This window comes from Desulfovibrio sp. Huiquan2017 (assembly GCF_017351175.1).
GTDB lineage: Bacteria > Desulfobacterota > Desulfovibrionia > Desulfovibrionales > Desulfovibrionaceae > Pseudodesulfovibrio.
In genome coordinates this window covers 1-13,972 of the sequence record NZ_JAFMPN010000025.1, presented here as the reverse complement: position 1 = coordinate 13,972, position 13,972 = coordinate 1, and the positions used below count along the sequence as shown (strand labels likewise).

Sequence of the window (13,972 nt, the reverse complement as noted above, 5' to 3'; positions counted from 1 at the left end):
AAACGGATAGCCCATGAAAGAACAGCCCGGTTTCATCCCCGTGGGCGGGGTGGTCAAGGCGCACGGAATTCGCGGGGAGTTCGGCATACGAAGTTATGCGGACTCCCCGGCTCTTTTCGACGAGGCCCCGCTCTTCTTGTCCGACGGCAAGGGACGTCCCCGGCCCATCGAGGTGACCTCCTGGCGCGCGCATAAGGATCTGATCCTGATGACCTCGCCCCAGGTGGCGGATCGCGACCAGGCCGAGGCCTTGCGCGGCATGGAGCTGCTGGTCCGCGAAACCGACCTGCCCGAGCTGGAGGAAGGCGAACTCTACCTCCACGAGATCATCGGCTGCCGGGTGACGCTTCAAGACGGCAGCGAGGTGGGCGAGCTCAAGGGGTTCTACGAAACCGGCGAGCAGGACACATGGGTCATCGAGAACGGCGAGGGCGTCGAGATCCTGCTGCCCGCCGTGCCCGAGTTCGTCCTGGATATCGACCTGGACGCGGAGGCCATCGTGATCGAACCGCCCGAGGGGCTGCTCGACCTCTACCTCCACCCCGATCCGCCCAAACAGAAGAAGCGCCGCCCCCCGCGCCCGAAGAAGCCGTCCGCATGAACTTCCATCTCGTTTCCATTTTCCCGCATTATTTCGAGTCGCCGCTGAACAACGGGCTCATGTCCAAGGCCGTGGAGACCGGTCTGGTCAACATCGATTTCGTGGACGTCCGGCAATTCGCGGGCGGGGTGCACAAGTCTGTGGACGACCGCCCCTTCGGCGGCGGGCCCGGCATGCTTCTCAAGCTCGATCCCATGGTCAAGGCGTTGGACTCCATCGAGTCCAGGGGGCGCATTCTTATGCTCTCTCCGCGCGGCAAGCCGTTCAGCCAGGCTCAGGCCCGCGAGCTGGCGCACGAAGAAGACGTGACCCTCATCTGCGGCCGCTACGAGGGCATTGACGAGCGGCTGCTCGACCTCTATCCCGTGGAGCTGGTCTCGGTGGGCGATTTCGTGCTCAACGGCGGCGAGGCCGCCGCTGTGTGCCTGGTCGAGGCCGTGGCCCGGCTGCTGCCCGGCTTCATGGGCCACGAGGAGTCCGGCGACGAGGAATCCTTTTCCGCCGGGCTGCTGGAATATCCGCACTACACCCGGCCCGAGGAATTCGACGGGCTCATGGTCCCCGAGGTCCTGCGTTCCGGCGACCACGGCAAAATCGGCGAATGGCGGCGCGAGCAGTCCCTGACCGCCACCCTGCGCGACCGGCCCGACGTCCTGCCCACGGCGAGCCTGACCGTGGAGGACATCGACTTTCTGCGGCGGTTGCCGCGCACCCGGCTGGGCCGAAACCTGTACATCGCTCTGTGCCATTATCCCGTGGTCAACAAGTTCGGGGAAAAGGTGGCCGTGTCCGTGACCAACCTGGATCTGCACGACATGGCCCGGGTGGCCCGCAGCTACGGCCTGGGCGGGTTCTACGCCACCACGCCCATCGAGGACCAGAAGGCGCTGGCGGAAAAGCTCCTCGGCCACTGGCGAGAGGGCGCGGGAGCGCAGGCCAATCCGGATCGCGCCGAGGCCTTTTCCAAGGTCAAGGTTTTTGACGATATCGAAGGGGCCATCCTTGACATTACGACCCAAACAGGGCAATGTCCCCGCCTCGCGGCCACTTCAGCAAGACTGGATCGCCGCAAGCAAGCCCAGCCCGCCCTGACCTTTGGCGATGTGCGAAGCTGGCTCGCCAACTCTCCAGTATTATTGATTTTTGGTACTGGACACGGTTTGGCGGAGGAAGTCCTCTCCAAAACCGACGGCATTGTCAGGCCGCTCCGGTATTTGGACGACTACAATCATCTGTCGGTCAGAAGCGCGGTCGCCATCATCGTCGACCGGCTCGTGGCGGATGAGTACTAGAGGCGGATGGCGGCGTAAGGCCGCTGGTCCAGCACTCTGCAATTTTTAAGGAGAATACCATGGACATCATCAAGAAAATCGAAGCCGAACACATCCGCTTGGATATGCCCGAGTTCAAGGCCGGCGACACCGTCAAGGTGCACTACCGGATCATCGAGGGCGAGAAAGAGCGTATTCAGGTCTTTCAGGGTGCGGTCCTGCGCCGCCGCCGTGGCACCACCGGTTCCGCCTTCACCGTGCGCAAGATTTCCGACGGCATCGGCGTGGAGCGCGTGTTCCCCATGAACTCCCCCTACATCGACCGCGTGGAAGTGGTTTCCGAGGGCAAGGTCCGCCGGAGCCGCATCTACTACCTGCGCAACCTGCGCGGTAAGGCCGCCCGCATCAAGTCCAAGCAGATCTGGGAATAAAAGTTCCCGGGATTACGCTGAGATATCAGCCCGGAGCGTTTCGCGACGCTCCGGGCTTTTGTGGTTTGGGATGTAGCTTTTCGGGGCGCTTTGGGGCACAACCGGGGACGGAGGAAGTCGATGGCACAGGTGTTGTTGTTTGGCGGGCGGCAGTATGCGCCCGCGGAGATCGCGGGGGTGGACGAGGCCGGGCGGGGGTGTCTGGCCGGGCCCGTGGTGGCCGGGGCGTGCGTATTGCCCAAGGCATATGATTTGCCCGGGCTGAACGACTCCAAGAAGCTGACTGCCGCCAAACGGGAGATGCTCTACCCGCTCATCCGCGCCCAGGCCGTGGCCTGGGGGCTGGGCGTGGCCTGGCCGTGGGAGATCGATGAAATCAATATCCTGCAAGCCACCTTCCGGGCCATGGGCCGGGCCGTGCGGGCCATGAAGGTCGAGCCGCGTTTCCTGCGTATCGACGGCGACAAACTCATTCCGAACCACGCCCTTGAACGCGACATTCCCCAGGAGTGCGTGGTCCAGGGCGACGGCAAGGTTCCGGCCATTTCCGCAGCCTCGGTCCTGGCCAAGACCTTCCGCGACCGCCTCATGGTCCGGCTGGCCGCGCGCTATCCCGGCTACGGTCTGTCCAAGCACATGGGCTACGGCACCAAGGCCCACGTCGAGGCCATCCGGACGCTCGGCCCCTGCCGTCTCCACCGGCTGACCTTCCGGAAGGTCAGGCCCGAGGACAAGCCGCAGGTCCAGGCGAAGCTATTCTGATTCCGTCCTCCCTTCGCGCCGTTTCCGGCGACCGGTTGCCACACTTTGCTCTGCGTTGAGACGTATCATTCGGCCTGTTTTAGGCGTGTGGACAAAGAGGAGCGCATGGAGCGGCGAAAAAAGATCATGCGGATTTCCCGGCGTCTGCCGTATTCTTCCGGGGCAGGGCATGGCCAAGTTGATGTTCTGGAGCTTTGTGGCCGGATTTCCCAAACGGTTCGCGCCGCCGGTCGTCCAGTCGGTATCCCGTCAGGCCGGGGTCGGAGACGCAAACCCCGCGTCCGCACGGTCTGAAGAGTCCGAGCCGGATGAGGAGGCACCGGACGAAGAGGCACCGGACGAAGAGGCACCGGACGAAGAGGCACCGGAGGGGAGCTCGGGGCAGCCCGACGGGACGCCGCAAGGGGCCGTGGAGAGCGGAGGAGAGAGCGGAGAGGAAGGAACGGGAGCGTCCGGGACGCGGGCCTAGCCTACTTGTACGCGGCCAGTTGCCGCTGCGTGTCCCGGGCGATGTCGCGATCCTTGAGGTCCTGCTTCTTGGAGTGGACGTTCTTGCCGCGCCCGAGGCCGAGCTGGACCTTCACCTTGCCCCGGCTGAAATACATCTTCATGGGCATCACGGTCAGGCCTTTTTGTTCGGTCTTGGCCTGAAGCTCGGTGATCTCGTGCTTGTGCAGAAGCAGGCGGCGGGGACGTTCCGGGTCGTGCTGGTCGTAGACGCCGGTCTTCTCGTAGGGCGCGATGTGCACGCCCACCAGAAAAGCGGAGTCCCGGCGGAAGGAGACGTAGCCATCCTTGAAGGAGACCTGTCCGGCGCGCAGGGATTTGACCTCTGAGCCGACCAGGGAGATGCCCGCCTCGAAGGTCTCAAGGATCTCATAGAGGCGGCGGGCCTGTTTGTTGACCGCGATGGTGTCGGGCGAGAGGGTCTTGTTTTTTTTCTTGGCCATGATCTTAGCTGGGCAGCTCGTCGTTTTCGAGCAGGGAGGAAAAGAAGGTCACTTCCTCGGGGAAGTGCTTGAAGATGTTGTCCATCACCAGATTGTTGATGCGGCTGACCGTGCGGCACTCCAGGACGTCCTTGAGGAGCAGGCGGCAGTCGTGCATGTTGGTCTGCCGGATGATCCGCTTTATGCCGGGAATGGCCTGGGGGGTCATGGAGATGGAGTCGATGCCCATGCCGAGCAGGAGGGGCACGCAGAACGGGTCCGAGGCCACCTCGCCGCAAAGGGATACTTCTATGCCTGCCTGATGCGCGGCGTCAACCACCAACTTGATGGCCCGCAGGGTGGCCGGGTGCAGCGGCTGGTACAGGTAGGACACGTGCCGGTTGGTCCGGTCCACGCCGATGGAGTACTGGATCAGGTCGTTGGTCCCGATGGAGAAGAAGTCCACCTCGTGGGCCAGGAAGTCGGCGATCAGCACGGCGGCGGGCAGCTCGATCATGGTCCCGAGCGGCATGTCCGGGTCGTAGTCCACGCCCTCGCGCCGGAGCTCGGCCTTGGCCTGGGCCAGCCACGCCTTGGCCTGACGGATTTCCTTGACGCCGGAGATCATCGGGAACATGAGCGAAACGTTGCCGTAGACCGAGGCCCGCAGGATGGCCCGCAGTTGGGTTTTGAATAGCTGCGGGTTCTTCAGGCAGAAGCGGATCGCCCGCAGACCCATGGCCGGGTTGGTCTCATTGAGCTCGCCGAAGGTCGAGATGAATTTGTCGCTGCCCAGGTCCAGCGTACGAAAGACCACCTTGCGGGGGGCCATGATGGCCGCCAGGTCGATGTACTTCTCGGCCAGCTCGTCCTCGGTGGGCAGGGTGGTCCGGTTGAGATAGGCGTATTCGGTACGGTACAGCCCCACCCCTTCGCCGCCGTTGTCCAACACCGCCGTGACCTCTTCCACCAGTTCGATGTTGGCGTGGACCATGACCCTGGAGCCGTCGAAGGTCTCGGCGGGCAGGTGGCAGTGGCGGCGGATTTTGCGGGTGTAGTCCTCGAACAGGGCGGCCCGTTCGTTGTACTCGGCCAGTTCGCTCTCGGTGGGATTGACCACGATCTTGCCGGTCAACCCGTCGATGACCACCAGGTCGCCGTCGTGGACCTCCTCCAGCCGCCCCACGCCGACCAGGGCGGGGATGCCCAGCGAGCGGGCCATGATCCCGGTGTGGGAGGTCTTGCCGCCGCGTACGGTGGCGAACGCCATGATCTTGTCCACCTGGAGTTCGACCGTGTCGGCCGGGGTCAGGTCGTGGGCCATGATGATGGCCCGGCCCGAGATGGAGGACAGGTCGGTCTTCACGCCCATGAGCTTGATCTGAACTTTTTCCGCGACCACGCGCACGTCCTGCATGCGTTCGCGGATGTACTGGTCCCGGATGGCCTCGAAAGCGGCCTCTTGGTCGGAAACGGCCTTTTCCAGGGCCCAGGCCGCGTTCAGGCCCAGGGTCTCGATGTATTTCGCGGCGGCCCCGGACAGTTTCGGGTCCTTGAGCATCATCAGGTGGGTGTCGATGAGGGAGCCGTGGCTCTTGAGTTCCTCGGGCACTTGTTCGCGGATGGCGGCCAGTTCGGTTTCCACATCCTTGAAGGCGGCGTGGAGGCGTTTGATCTCCGCGGGCATGTCTTCAGCGGCGACGATCTGCCGGGGCAGGTTCGCCATATGATTCCGGTTCACGAAAAAGGCTTTGCCGATGGCAATGCCGGTGGCGACCGGTATACCCGTGAGGGTCGAATCAGCCATTTATGCCCCTTCGAATTTGTTCAGGAACAGCGCTTCGAGCCGGTCAAGCGCGGCCTCGGCGTCCGCGCCCCGGGCGCGCAGTTCCACCATGTTGCCCGGACCGGCGGCCAGGGTCAGGATGTCCAGGATGGACTTGGCGTCCACCGTCTGATTTTCGGCGACCAGGGAGATGTCCGAGTCGAAGGTCTGGGCCTCCTGGGCCAGCCGTCCAGCCGGGCGGGCGTGCAGCCCGTTCTCCGAGGAGACGAAAACCTTCCTGGACAGATATTCCGGGGCCTCGTCGGTTTTATTGTTTTCATCCGTCATAGCAAAACCTGCTTTCACGTCGTGGTTATGTCCGATCGGGAGGAAAATCACAAGCCAAAAGCGTTTCTGGCCGTGGTCTCGATCCACGGGAAAAGTTCAATCAGGCCCACGAATACGGCTACGGCCAAGACCCTGGAGAACAGGCCGGTGCGCACGTAGCGGGCGAAGAGCATCAGCGCGGTCAGGCCGACCGCGAATTCCCACCAGTCGAAGGGGCGTGGCCAGATGAGCGTCCACAGCCACAACAGCAGGGCCGCGTTGGCGTACTTGACCTTGGTGCCCCAGTTGATCAGGTCCCAGCGTCTGAGCCGTTCCAGGAAGCGGAATCCCTGCTTGACCCCGCCGATGAAAGTGTAGGCCCGGAAAACCTGAAGGCCCGCGAACATGGCCAGCCCCAGGAAAAAGGCCAGGAACGGGAAGCCGGTCAGGAGCAGGCAGATGGTCAACAATGCCCAGAAGATGAGCAGGCTGCCCGCGAAGACCGAGTCGCCGATGGCAGATAGGGTGTAGCTGGTGGTGTCCCGGACCTTGGCCAGCATGCGTGGCGGGAAGTGGCCCGCGCTGATGGTCGTCTCCACGTTGAGCAGTATGCCGACCATGCACGGCGTCCAGAAGGGGTGCGACTGATAATGGCGGGCGTAGCGCTTCAGGGCTGCCCGCAGGTCCTTGGGGTCCTTGTGGATGGCCGTCAGACCCGGCAGTATGGCGTACATGAGGCCGATGTTCTGCATGCCGCGCGTGTTGAATGCCGCGCCGGTCAGGTAGCAACGCAGGAAACTGCGCAGGAAGGCCACCGTTCGGGTGTCGGCCTGAAGTCGGGAGATGCCGTGAGCCGCCATGGACGTTCCCGCGCTAGGTGCGGGCGGGCAGAAGACGGGCGTGGGCCAGGTAGCTGCCGGTGATTACGGCCAGGGCGGTCTTGATCAGCCCCCAGAGCAGGAACGGGGCCACGCCCAGCGTCCAGGCCCGGGCCCAGGTCAGATTGAGGGAAAATTGGAGCCAGGCCGCGCCCAGGAGAAAGAGTACGGCCATGCCGAGGATGCCGAAGACGAAACCGCGCGCCCAGGATATCCCGTCGTCGGTGCGGGCCAGCCCGGCGATGGCGGCGTAGAGGACGAATCCGATCAGGAAGCCGCCCGTGGGACCGAACAGGTGGCCGAGCCCGGACTTGCCGCCCGCGAACACGGGCAGGCCCACGGCACCCGCCAGCAGATACAGGCCCACGGCCAGGGCGCCCCGCCGGGGGCCGAGCACGAACCCGGCCAGGGCGACGAAAAAGGTCTGGAGGGAGACCGGCACCGGGCCGATGGGCAGGTTGGCGTAGGCCCCGGCCCCGATGAGGGCGGCCATGAGCGCGGTCCAGGTCAGGCGGTGGATATCGGTCAGCGACGTAGGCTTCATGTGAGGCATCCTATCAAGTTATGGACGGGAGCGCATCAAATCATAGACGGTCCCGTCTGTCCAGTGGGTGCGGGGATTTGCACTCGCTACCGGCCGGGCGTCAGGCGCAGGCGGACCATGTGCCGGGCGCAGGCCAGGGCCACTACCACTTTAAGGATGTCCCAGGGGATGAAGGGCAGCACACCCGCGACCATGGCCTTGGCCCAGGACAGGGCCAGGACGTATTTGAGCCAGATCGCGCCGGTGGCATAGACCAGCCCCACGCCCGCCAGCCCGGCCAGGAGGCCGCGCGTCCAGGGCAGCTCACCCGCGCGGGTCCGGCCCAGGCCGCAGATGAAGCCGGTGCCCAGGAATCCGACCAGGTAGCCGCCCGTGGGTCCGAGCAGGTAGCCGAGTCCGGATTTGCCGCCCGCGAATACGGGCAGGCCGATGAACCCGGCCAGCAGGTATAGGGCCATGGCCATGGCCGCGTGCCGGGGTCCGAGCAGGTACCCGGCCAGGAAGATGAAGAACGGCTGCATGGACACCGGCACCGGGCCGATAGGCACGATGAGATAGGCTCCGGCCCCGATGAGGGCGGCCATGAGCGCGGTCCAGACCAGCCGGTGCAGGTCCGACAGGGGCGAGTCGGGCAGGGACGAGCCGGACCGAAGTTCGTCGCGGGGCGTTTTGTCGGCCATGGGGATCACTCCTTTGCCGGGGCCAGGCCTGCCCGGCGCATGTCGTCGAGATCAGTTTGCGCGTCGCCGCCCCGCGTGGTCAGGTAGTCGCCGATCATCAGGCCGCTGGCCCCGGCGGTGAATACCTCGGATCGGCGGGCGGTCCCGAAGACCGTGGGCCTGCCGCCGCAGATGCGCAACTGCCGGTCGGGCAACAGAAAGCGGTACAGGGCGATGATGGTCAACGCCTCCTCGGGGGAGAGCGGGGCGCGTCCCTCCAACGGCGTGCCCGGGATGGGCGTCAGGAAATTCATGGGCACGGACGGCACGCCGAGGTCTCGCAGGAGCAGGGCCAGTTCCACCCGGTCGTCCCAGGTCTCGCCGATGCCGGAGATGCCGCCCGAGCAGACGTACAGCCCGGCGTCGAGTCCGGCCCGCACCGCATCGACGTCTTCGTCGTAGGTGTGGGTGGTGCACATCTTCGGGAAGTACGCGGCCGAGGTCTCCAGGTTGTGATGGTAGCCGCACAGTCCCGCCTTTTTCAGGCGCGTGAGCTGGGACCGGTCCAGGAGGCCCGGCGACAGGTCCGGGGTCATCCCCTGTCCGGCCACGGCCTTGACGGCCGCTTCGAAGCCGTCCATGTCGCGTCCACCCACCAGCTTGCCCGAGGCCACGATGCCGAACCGGGTTGCGCCGGACCGTCTGGCCCGGGCGGCCGCAGCGGCGATCTCCCGTTCCGACAACAGGGGGTATTGCGGGCTGGCTGCCGCGTGGTGACCGGACTGGGCGCAGAAGGCGCAGTCCTCGGAACAGGTGCCCGACTTGGCGTTGACGATGGCGCACAAGCCGACCTTGTTGCCGAACCGGGCCATGCGGATGCGGTGGGCGTGTTCGAGCAGCTCGTTTAAGCGTTCCGGCGCTTGTGCGATAAGGAACAATATCTCGGCGTCCGAAGGCAGGACACCGTCAAGCCCTTTGCGGGCAATGGCCGAGAGGTTCATAGGGGGCTATGTCGGGCAGTCGGGCCGAGATGTCAAGCTGTCCGAATGTCCACGTCAGGCGGGGGAATGTGAAGAAAAGAATTTACGAACGGGGTTGCTTCGCCGCGGAAAAGGGCTATACTGAGGATTGAATCAATTTCGGAGGTTTCAAGTATGGAATATGATCTGTTTTTCGTGGACGGTGTGCTGGTCTTCGCCCTGATGGCGTTGCTGGCCGGCCTGGGCCCCGCCGTCGGCGCGCTCTTCAAAGGGTGCTGCCCGACCGCTTTCCGCTATGCCCGCCGGTTCCCTCGGCGTCATCCTGTCCTGTTCGCCGAGTCCGGCGACTTTTACTGCTTCTTCCACAAGGACGCGTTGTACGGCAATTAGCCGCGCGTCCGCGTGTTGCCCCACAAGAGGCCGGAAGCGGGATTCCCGTTTTCGGCCTTCTTTGTTCTCCCCGCCGTCAGTCGCGCATGAGGGCGTAAACTTCCTTGGCGGTCCAGCCCGGGCTGCGCTCGGCCACGCGTCGGGCGATCTCCTTGGGCTTGCCCCCGGCCTCGGTCTCCTCCTCGATGCGCTTCACGATGACCGCCTCGTCCGCTTCGCCGTCGGCCCCGCCCGGGCCGATGATCACGGTCAGTTCGCCGCGCAGCTCGAAGTCGAAGGACGCCAGGTCCCCGAGGTTGCCGCGCAGGAATTCCTCATACTCCTTGGTCAGCTCCCGGGCCACGCAGAAATCGCGCGGTCCCAGGATGTCGCGGGCGATTTGCAGCGTGCCCTTGAGGCGTGTCTTGCGTTCGAACAGGACCAGGGTGGCCCCGGTGTCGCGGTGGGAGGCGAAGAGCTTTTCGGTCTGGCTCTTCTTGCGCGGCGGGAAGCCCAGGAAGGTATAGGGCAGGGGCGGCAGGCCCGAGGCGGACAGGGCCGTGACCGGCGCGGACGGGCCCGGCACGGGCGTGACCCTGATCTCCTGTTCCCGGCAGGCGCGGACCAGGGTGAAGCCGGGATCGGACAGCAGCGGGGTGCCCGCATCCGAGATGAGCGCCACGTTTAGGCCCCCGGCCAACTGGTCCAGGACCTTGGGCAGCTTCTTGTCCTCGTTGTGTTCGAAAAAGGAAATCAGCCTGCCGTGGCGAGGCAGTCCCAGCCGCTGGAACAGCAGCCCGGCCCGCCGGGTGTCCTCGGCCAGGACCACGTCCGCGTCCATGAGGACGTTCCGCGCCCTTGGCGACAGGTCGTCCGCGTTGCCCAGGGGGGTGGCCACGACATACAGGGTGCCGGTATCGCTCATGCTCTCTGCCCGTCCAGTTGAAAGACGTTTTCCTCAAGTTCCACGTCCAGGGACGCGCCCGTGTCCGTGACCGAGGCCAGGTCGAAGCGGCACGGCTCGTCCCAAAGGTCGTGCTCGGTCAGGTAGTGGCTGGCCGCCTTGATCAGCCGGGCCTGTTTCTTTCGCGTCAGGGCTTCGCCCGGTGCGGCCATGGCCCCGGCCCGCCGGGTTTTGACCTCCACGAAAACCACCGTGTCCCGGTCGCGGCAGACCAGGTCCAATTCCCATTGATGAAAGCGCCAGTTGCGGTCGAGCACCCGGAATCCCCTGGACTCCAGATAGCGCGCGGCCGCGTCCTCGCCCGAAGCGCCTCGGTGCCGGTTTGGAGCGGGAGCCGTCCGTCCGGGCAGCAGATTGGTGAAGAATCCCATGGCCGAAGGGATAGCACAGGCCGTTTCACGAGGCCAGTGGCAGATTGGTTACCGACGGCAACGTCTTTGAGCTTTGCAAATCACGCAAGAACACGTTTCACAAGGAGTGAAGTGCCTACCTCCGACCAAAGCTGGCCCAGCTCGATCAATGCGTGAGAATATTAATCTAAAAAAATCGTTCTCGCCGTTGTCCCAGTATCGACGTAGTCCATAAGAAATAACATCTGCAATTTGAATCATAGATGTCAGCTGGCTATCAACGAAAAAAGGCGTTTCGATTATATGGTCAATGTCTCTCCAAAAAGTGCCATTTTTGTGAAACCTTCTCATCAGCGACGTGAGCTTTTTATTTACGGTTTCGTTGTTGTCAGAGACAATTGTGCCTAGTAGGTTTTCTCCGTCGGAACCGCCTTTATTGAGAAGAAACATTTGAAATCTTGAGACCAGTTGTTGAAATGCATCTTCATATATACCACCAAGTTGAGATGATGTTGGTTTATAGTGGGCTTTCTTAATCGAATGGAAAAAAATTCTTGAGTCAGCCCACATAGAGACGGTGTTAAGGACTTCGGTTAGGAATTGATGACGCTCATTAAATGTTAAATGAGTATAATCAACTGTTTTTGCAAAGTACTTTTTTTTATTTATAATTTCTTTCTTTTTTGCCCTCGCTAAGCTCATCTTGTTGAGGATATTCAGGCGTTCTTTGCCGACTTCTAGTCTTCGGTTAGCATAGTCCAGTAAATCGAAGTTGGGGATTTTCATTTGCTCGAAATATTTCCTGTTAATCCACCCTGCATGAATTTCGGTTTTTTCTAATCCATACTTCTTTTTGATATCATATATTTCTTTATCTTTGGCTCGCCATGTCTCGGCAGGTATTGCTATTCCGGCATAAACAAAATGGCCTGTATTCCCAGACTGTTCTGGAGTTCCCGATTCATCTAAGTAGCAAATATACATGGGCCGCCTCAATTTTAATTGGGTAAAAAAAAAGCGTCTAGGGCAGGATCATTGATCCCGCACGGGGCGCATCGCGTCCCTACCTAGTCGCTAAAAAATTAATAGGCATTATGGAATAAAATGTCAACGGTAATATGTCTTTATAAGTCGATGGGTTGTGCAAAAAATAAATCTAGATTTTTTCTAAAAATGTAAATTTTTGAAGATTGGGAATCGGGACGTTAAAAGCATGTTTATTCATATTACTATATCGAGATGTCGTCAATAGCCTTGGTTATAATTAGTAGATTGCTCATATAATTCGGTGCTAAAAGGGCGAATAATAAACGAGGTGTAGCCATGCTCAAGTATGCCATGATCGGCGGCGGCCCCGGTGCGTTTGTCGGCGGTGTGCACCGGCGGGCCCTGGCCCTGAACGGGCAGGCCCGGCTGGTGGCCGGATGCTTTTCCCGCGACCTGGAAAAGAGCCGCGAACTGGGCCGGGAACTCGGCCTGGACGAGGACCGGGTCTATGCCACGCCGGAGGAGCTGGCCCGGCTCGAAGCCGGGGACATCGACTTCGCCGTGGTGGTCACTTCCAACGAGGCCCACTTCCCCAATGTCCGGGCCTGCCTGCAAAGCGGCATCAACGTCATGTGCGACAAGCCGTTCACCCAGACCTCGGCCCAGGCCCAGGAGCTTGTGGACCTGGCCCGCGAGCGGCGGCTGGTCCTGGCCGTGACCTACACCTATGCGGGCTACCCCATGGTCCGGCAGATGCGCGAGATGATCGCGCGTGGCGACGTGGGCGAGATCCGCTTTGTGAACTGCGAGTATCCCCAGGGGTGGCTGGCTGAATTGCTCGAAGCCTCGGGCAATGTCCAGGCCTCCTGGCGGGCCGATCCCGAACGCAGCGGCGGCGTCCTGTCGCTTGGCGACGTGGGATCGCACATCGAATACCTCGTGCCCCACGTCACCGGCCTGACCCTGACCCGGCTGGCCGCCCGGCTCGATTCCCTGGTGGAGGGCCGGGAGCTCGACGACAACGGCGTCGTCCTGACCGAATACGACACTGGTGCGCGCGGGGTCTACTGGTACTCCCAGGCGGCCACGGGCGCGGTCAACGGGCTCAGGCTGCGCGTGTTCGGCGACCAAGGGGGCCTGGAGTGGTTCCAGGAGGCCCCCGACCACCTGCGGTACACGCCGCTGAACGAGCCCGTGCGGATTATCACCCGGGGCACCCCCGATCTCTTGCCCGGGGCCATGGCCTATTCGCATACCCCGGCCGGGCATCCCGAGGGGTGGCTGCTGGCTTTCGCCAATATCTACAAATCGTTTTGCGACACCATCGCCATCGGGGCGGCCCCGGATTTCCCGTCCGGCGAGGATGGGCTCAGAGGGGTGCGTTTCATGGAGGCGTGTTTGGAGAGTTCGCGGTGTGGCACCGCCTGGATGGAGGTTGAGTAGGTCGCCTGCGGCGGGCTTTTAGAGAAAATAGGGAAGGCCGCCCCATGGGCGGCTTTTTTGTTGGGGCGAGGCGGGGGGGCGTTTGCTTTTGCGCTCGTGCCCGCGTGCGTTTCTGTGGTGCGGGTCCCGTGCGATGGAGAGAGCCGCCGTGCGGGGCTTTGCCCCGCACTTGCTCCATGCCCTCCCGGCGGGGTCCTTTTTTTGCTGGCCCAAAAAAAGGACGAAAAAAAGGGCCCTGGAGGGGACGCGGCCGCCCGGGGGATCGAGCGCAAGAATCCGATCCGCTTGGGGCGGCTCCCTCTGCCTAAAGATATAGCGAGGTTCCCGGGTCGGGACGCTTCCTTCTACTGCGGTCCGACTCCCGCCGGAACAGGAGCCGCCGCCCCTTCGCGGTCGGCTTCTAACGCTCGATCCAGGGCTCGTTCGGCGTGGTGAAGAGGGATGGGGGGAATGCGGGGGAAGTTGCCATGACCGGGAGACCGATGAGAGCCGCTGTCGGGTGCGGGGCACCCGAGGCGCTCCAGGATGAGGAGCCGGGGTGTGTTGCGGGTGGAGCTTTTGTTGGGCGGGACGCGGTTACTTTTTGTAAGACGAGTACGCAGCACCATTTTTAATGGCGATTTTTCGTCCCCACTCCTCCCCAAAACCGAACCAATCGCGCCCGCCCAACTCCCTTACGCAGAACAACAATCGGAAGCGAACCCTAGAGCCC

General features: G+C 62.7%; 16 protein-coding genes. 6 read left to right on the top strand and 10 right to left on the bottom strand.

Features of this window, described 5'->3' with window-relative positions; all coding sequences use genetic code 11:
* Window positions 1–13: 13 nt before the first annotated feature.
* The 4 genes from rimM to rnhB all read left to right on the top strand — a co-directional run bounded on the left by rimM (window position 14) and on the right by rnhB (window position 3,065).
* A complete protein-coding gene (gene rimM / locus J0909_RS17625; RefSeq protein WP_207264944.1) occupies window positions 14–601 on the top strand; it encodes a ribosome maturation factor RimM in 588 nt (195 codons plus the stop codon).
* Window positions 598–1,893: a tRNA (guanosine(37)-N1)-methyltransferase TrmD gene (gene trmD, locus J0909_RS17620; RefSeq protein WP_207264942.1), complete on the top strand. Its 1,296-nt coding sequence runs from the start codon at window positions 598–600 to the stop codon at window positions 1,891–1,893. Before rimM ends, trmD begins: the two co-directional genes overlap by 4 nt.
* Window positions 1,894–1,952: 59 nt before the next feature.
* Window positions 1,953–2,303: a 50S ribosomal protein L19 gene (gene rplS / locus J0909_RS17615; RefSeq protein WP_207264940.1), complete on the top strand. Its 351-nt coding sequence runs from the start codon at window positions 1,953–1,955 to the stop codon at window positions 2,301–2,303.
* 120 nt (window positions 2,304–2,423) lie between these two features.
* Window positions 2,424–3,065 (top strand): ribonuclease HII, encoded by a 642-nt coding sequence (gene rnhB, locus J0909_RS17610; RefSeq protein ID WP_207264938.1) that lies wholly within the window; start codon window positions 2,424–2,426, stop codon window positions 3,063–3,065.
* 470 nt (window positions 3,066–3,535) lie between these two features.
* Here rnhB and smpB read toward each other — a convergent pair whose 3' ends face one another.
* From smpB to bioB, 7 genes are all read right to left on the bottom strand, one after another.
* The gene (smpB, locus tag J0909_RS17605; RefSeq protein ID WP_207264936.1) at window positions 3,536–4,015 is read right to left on the bottom strand and encodes an SsrA-binding protein SmpB; all 480 of its coding nucleotides are present in this window, start codon (window positions 4,013–4,015) and stop codon (window positions 3,536–3,538) included.
* A 4-nt stretch (window positions 4,016–4,019) separates the two neighbouring features.
* Window positions 4,020–5,801: a phosphoenolpyruvate--protein phosphotransferase gene (gene ptsP / locus J0909_RS17600; protein WP_207264935.1), complete on the bottom strand. Its 1,782-nt coding sequence runs from the start codon at window positions 5,799–5,801 to the stop codon at window positions 4,020–4,022.
* Window positions 5,802–6,107, bottom strand: coding sequence for an HPr family phosphocarrier protein (locus J0909_RS17595; protein ID WP_207264933.1), 306 nt, complete (start codon window positions 6,105–6,107; stop codon window positions 5,802–5,804). It lies immediately after the preceding gene.
* Window positions 6,108–6,154: 47 nt separating this feature from the next.
* Window positions 6,155–6,946, bottom strand: a complete 792-nt coding sequence (locus J0909_RS17590) for a PTS system mannose/fructose/sorbose family transporter subunit IID (RefSeq protein ID WP_207264931.1) — start codon at window positions 6,944–6,946, stop codon at window positions 6,155–6,157.
* A 13-nt stretch (window positions 6,947–6,959) separates the two neighbouring features.
* A complete protein-coding gene (locus tag J0909_RS17585; RefSeq protein ID WP_207264929.1) occupies window positions 6,960–7,508 on the bottom strand; it encodes a biotin transporter BioY in 549 nt (182 codons plus the stop codon).
* A gap of 86 nt (window positions 7,509–7,594) precedes the next feature.
* Entirely contained in the window at window positions 7,595–8,188 is a 594-nt protein-coding gene (locus J0909_RS17580) for a biotin transporter BioY (protein WP_286182128.1), read from the bottom strand.
* Window positions 8,189–8,193: 5 nt separating this feature from the next.
* Window positions 8,194–9,168 carry a biotin synthase BioB gene (bioB, locus tag J0909_RS17575; protein ID WP_207264926.1) on the bottom strand — a complete coding sequence of 325 codons (975 nt, stop codon included), beginning with the start codon at window positions 9,166–9,168 and terminating at the stop codon, window positions 8,194–8,196.
* Between the two features lie 153 nt (window positions 9,169–9,321).
* Here bioB and J0909_RS17570 point away from each other — a divergent pair, with 153 nt between their 5' ends.
* Entirely contained in the window at window positions 9,322–9,537 is a 216-nt protein-coding gene (locus J0909_RS17570) for a hypothetical protein (RefSeq protein WP_207264924.1), read from the top strand.
* A 76-nt stretch (window positions 9,538–9,613) separates the two neighbouring features.
* Here J0909_RS17570 and rsmI read toward each other — a convergent pair whose 3' ends face one another.
* Genes rsmI through J0909_RS17555 form a run of 3 tightly spaced genes read right to left on the bottom strand, consistent with a single transcriptional unit; the run spans window position 9,614 to window position 11,814 of the window.
* Complete coding sequence (gene rsmI / locus J0909_RS17565; protein ID WP_207264922.1) at window positions 9,614–10,441, bottom strand: 16S rRNA (cytidine(1402)-2'-O)-methyltransferase; 828 nt, start codon at window positions 10,439–10,441, stop codon at window positions 9,614–9,616.
* Window positions 10,438–10,851: a YraN family protein gene (locus J0909_RS17560; protein ID WP_286182127.1), complete on the bottom strand. Its 414-nt coding sequence runs from the start codon at window positions 10,849–10,851 to the stop codon at window positions 10,438–10,440. Before J0909_RS17560 ends, rsmI begins: the two co-directional genes overlap by 4 nt.
* A 48-nt stretch (window positions 10,852–10,899) precedes the next feature.
* Window positions 10,900–11,814 carry a DUF3800 domain-containing protein gene (locus tag J0909_RS17555; protein ID WP_207264920.1) on the bottom strand — a complete coding sequence of 305 codons (915 nt, stop codon included), beginning with the start codon at window positions 11,812–11,814 and terminating at the stop codon, window positions 10,900–10,902.
* A 339-nt stretch (window positions 11,815–12,153) separates the two neighbouring features.
* On the opposite strand from J0909_RS17555, the gene J0909_RS17550 reads away from it, so the two are divergent.
* A complete protein-coding gene (locus J0909_RS17550) occupies window positions 12,154–13,260 on the top strand; it encodes a Gfo/Idh/MocA family protein (protein ID WP_207264918.1) in 1,107 nt (368 codons plus the stop codon).
* Window positions 13,261–13,972 lie beyond the last annotated feature (712 nt).

Bases quoted from the DNA above. Each gene is read 5' to 3' on its own strand.
- rimM (WP_207264944.1), top strand. From the start codon at position 14: ATGAAAGAACAGCCCGGTTTCATCCCCGTGGGCGGGGTGGTCAAGGCG.
- trmD (WP_207264942.1), top strand. From the start codon at position 598: ATGAACTTCCATCTCGTTTCCATTTTCCCGCATTATTTCGAGTCGCCG.
- rplS (WP_207264940.1), top strand. From the start codon at position 1,953: ATGGACATCATCAAGAAAATCGAAGCCGAACACATCCGCTTGGATATG.
- rnhB (WP_207264938.1), top strand. From the start codon at position 2,424: ATGGCACAGGTGTTGTTGTTTGGCGGGCGGCAGTATGCGCCCGCGGAG.
- smpB (WP_207264936.1), bottom strand. From the start codon at position 4,015: ATGGCCAAGAAAAAAAACAAGACCCTCTCGCCCGACACCATCGCGGTC.
- ptsP (WP_207264935.1), bottom strand. From the start codon at position 5,801: ATGGCTGATTCGACCCTCACGGGTATACCGGTCGCCACCGGCATTGCC.
- J0909_RS17595 (WP_207264933.1), bottom strand. From the start codon at position 6,107: ATGACGGATGAAAACAATAAAACCGACGAGGCCCCGGAATATCTGTCC.
- J0909_RS17590 (WP_207264931.1), bottom strand. From the start codon at position 6,946: ATGGCGGCTCACGGCATCTCCCGACTTCAGGCCGACACCCGAACGGTG.
- J0909_RS17585 (WP_207264929.1), bottom strand. From the start codon at position 7,508: ATGAAGCCTACGTCGCTGACCGATATCCACCGCCTGACCTGGACCGCG.
- J0909_RS17580 (WP_286182128.1), bottom strand. From the start codon at position 8,188: ATGGCCGACAAAACGCCCCGCGACGAACTTCGGTCCGGCTCGTCCCTG.
- bioB (WP_207264926.1), bottom strand. From the start codon at position 9,168: ATGAACCTCTCGGCCATTGCCCGCAAAGGGCTTGACGGTGTCCTGCCT.
- J0909_RS17570 (WP_207264924.1), top strand. From the start codon at position 9,322: ATGGAATATGATCTGTTTTTCGTGGACGGTGTGCTGGTCTTCGCCCTG.
- rsmI (WP_207264922.1), bottom strand. From the start codon at position 10,441: ATGAGCGATACCGGCACCCTGTATGTCGTGGCCACCCCCCTGGGCAAC.
- J0909_RS17560 (WP_286182127.1), bottom strand. From the start codon at position 10,851: ATGGGATTCTTCACCAATCTGCTGCCCGGACGGACGGCTCCCGCTCCA.
- J0909_RS17555 (WP_207264920.1), bottom strand. From the start codon at position 11,814: ATGTATATTTGCTACTTAGATGAATCGGGAACTCCAGAACAGTCTGGG.
- J0909_RS17550 (WP_207264918.1), top strand. From the start codon at position 12,154: ATGCTCAAGTATGCCATGATCGGCGGCGGCCCCGGTGCGTTTGTCGGC.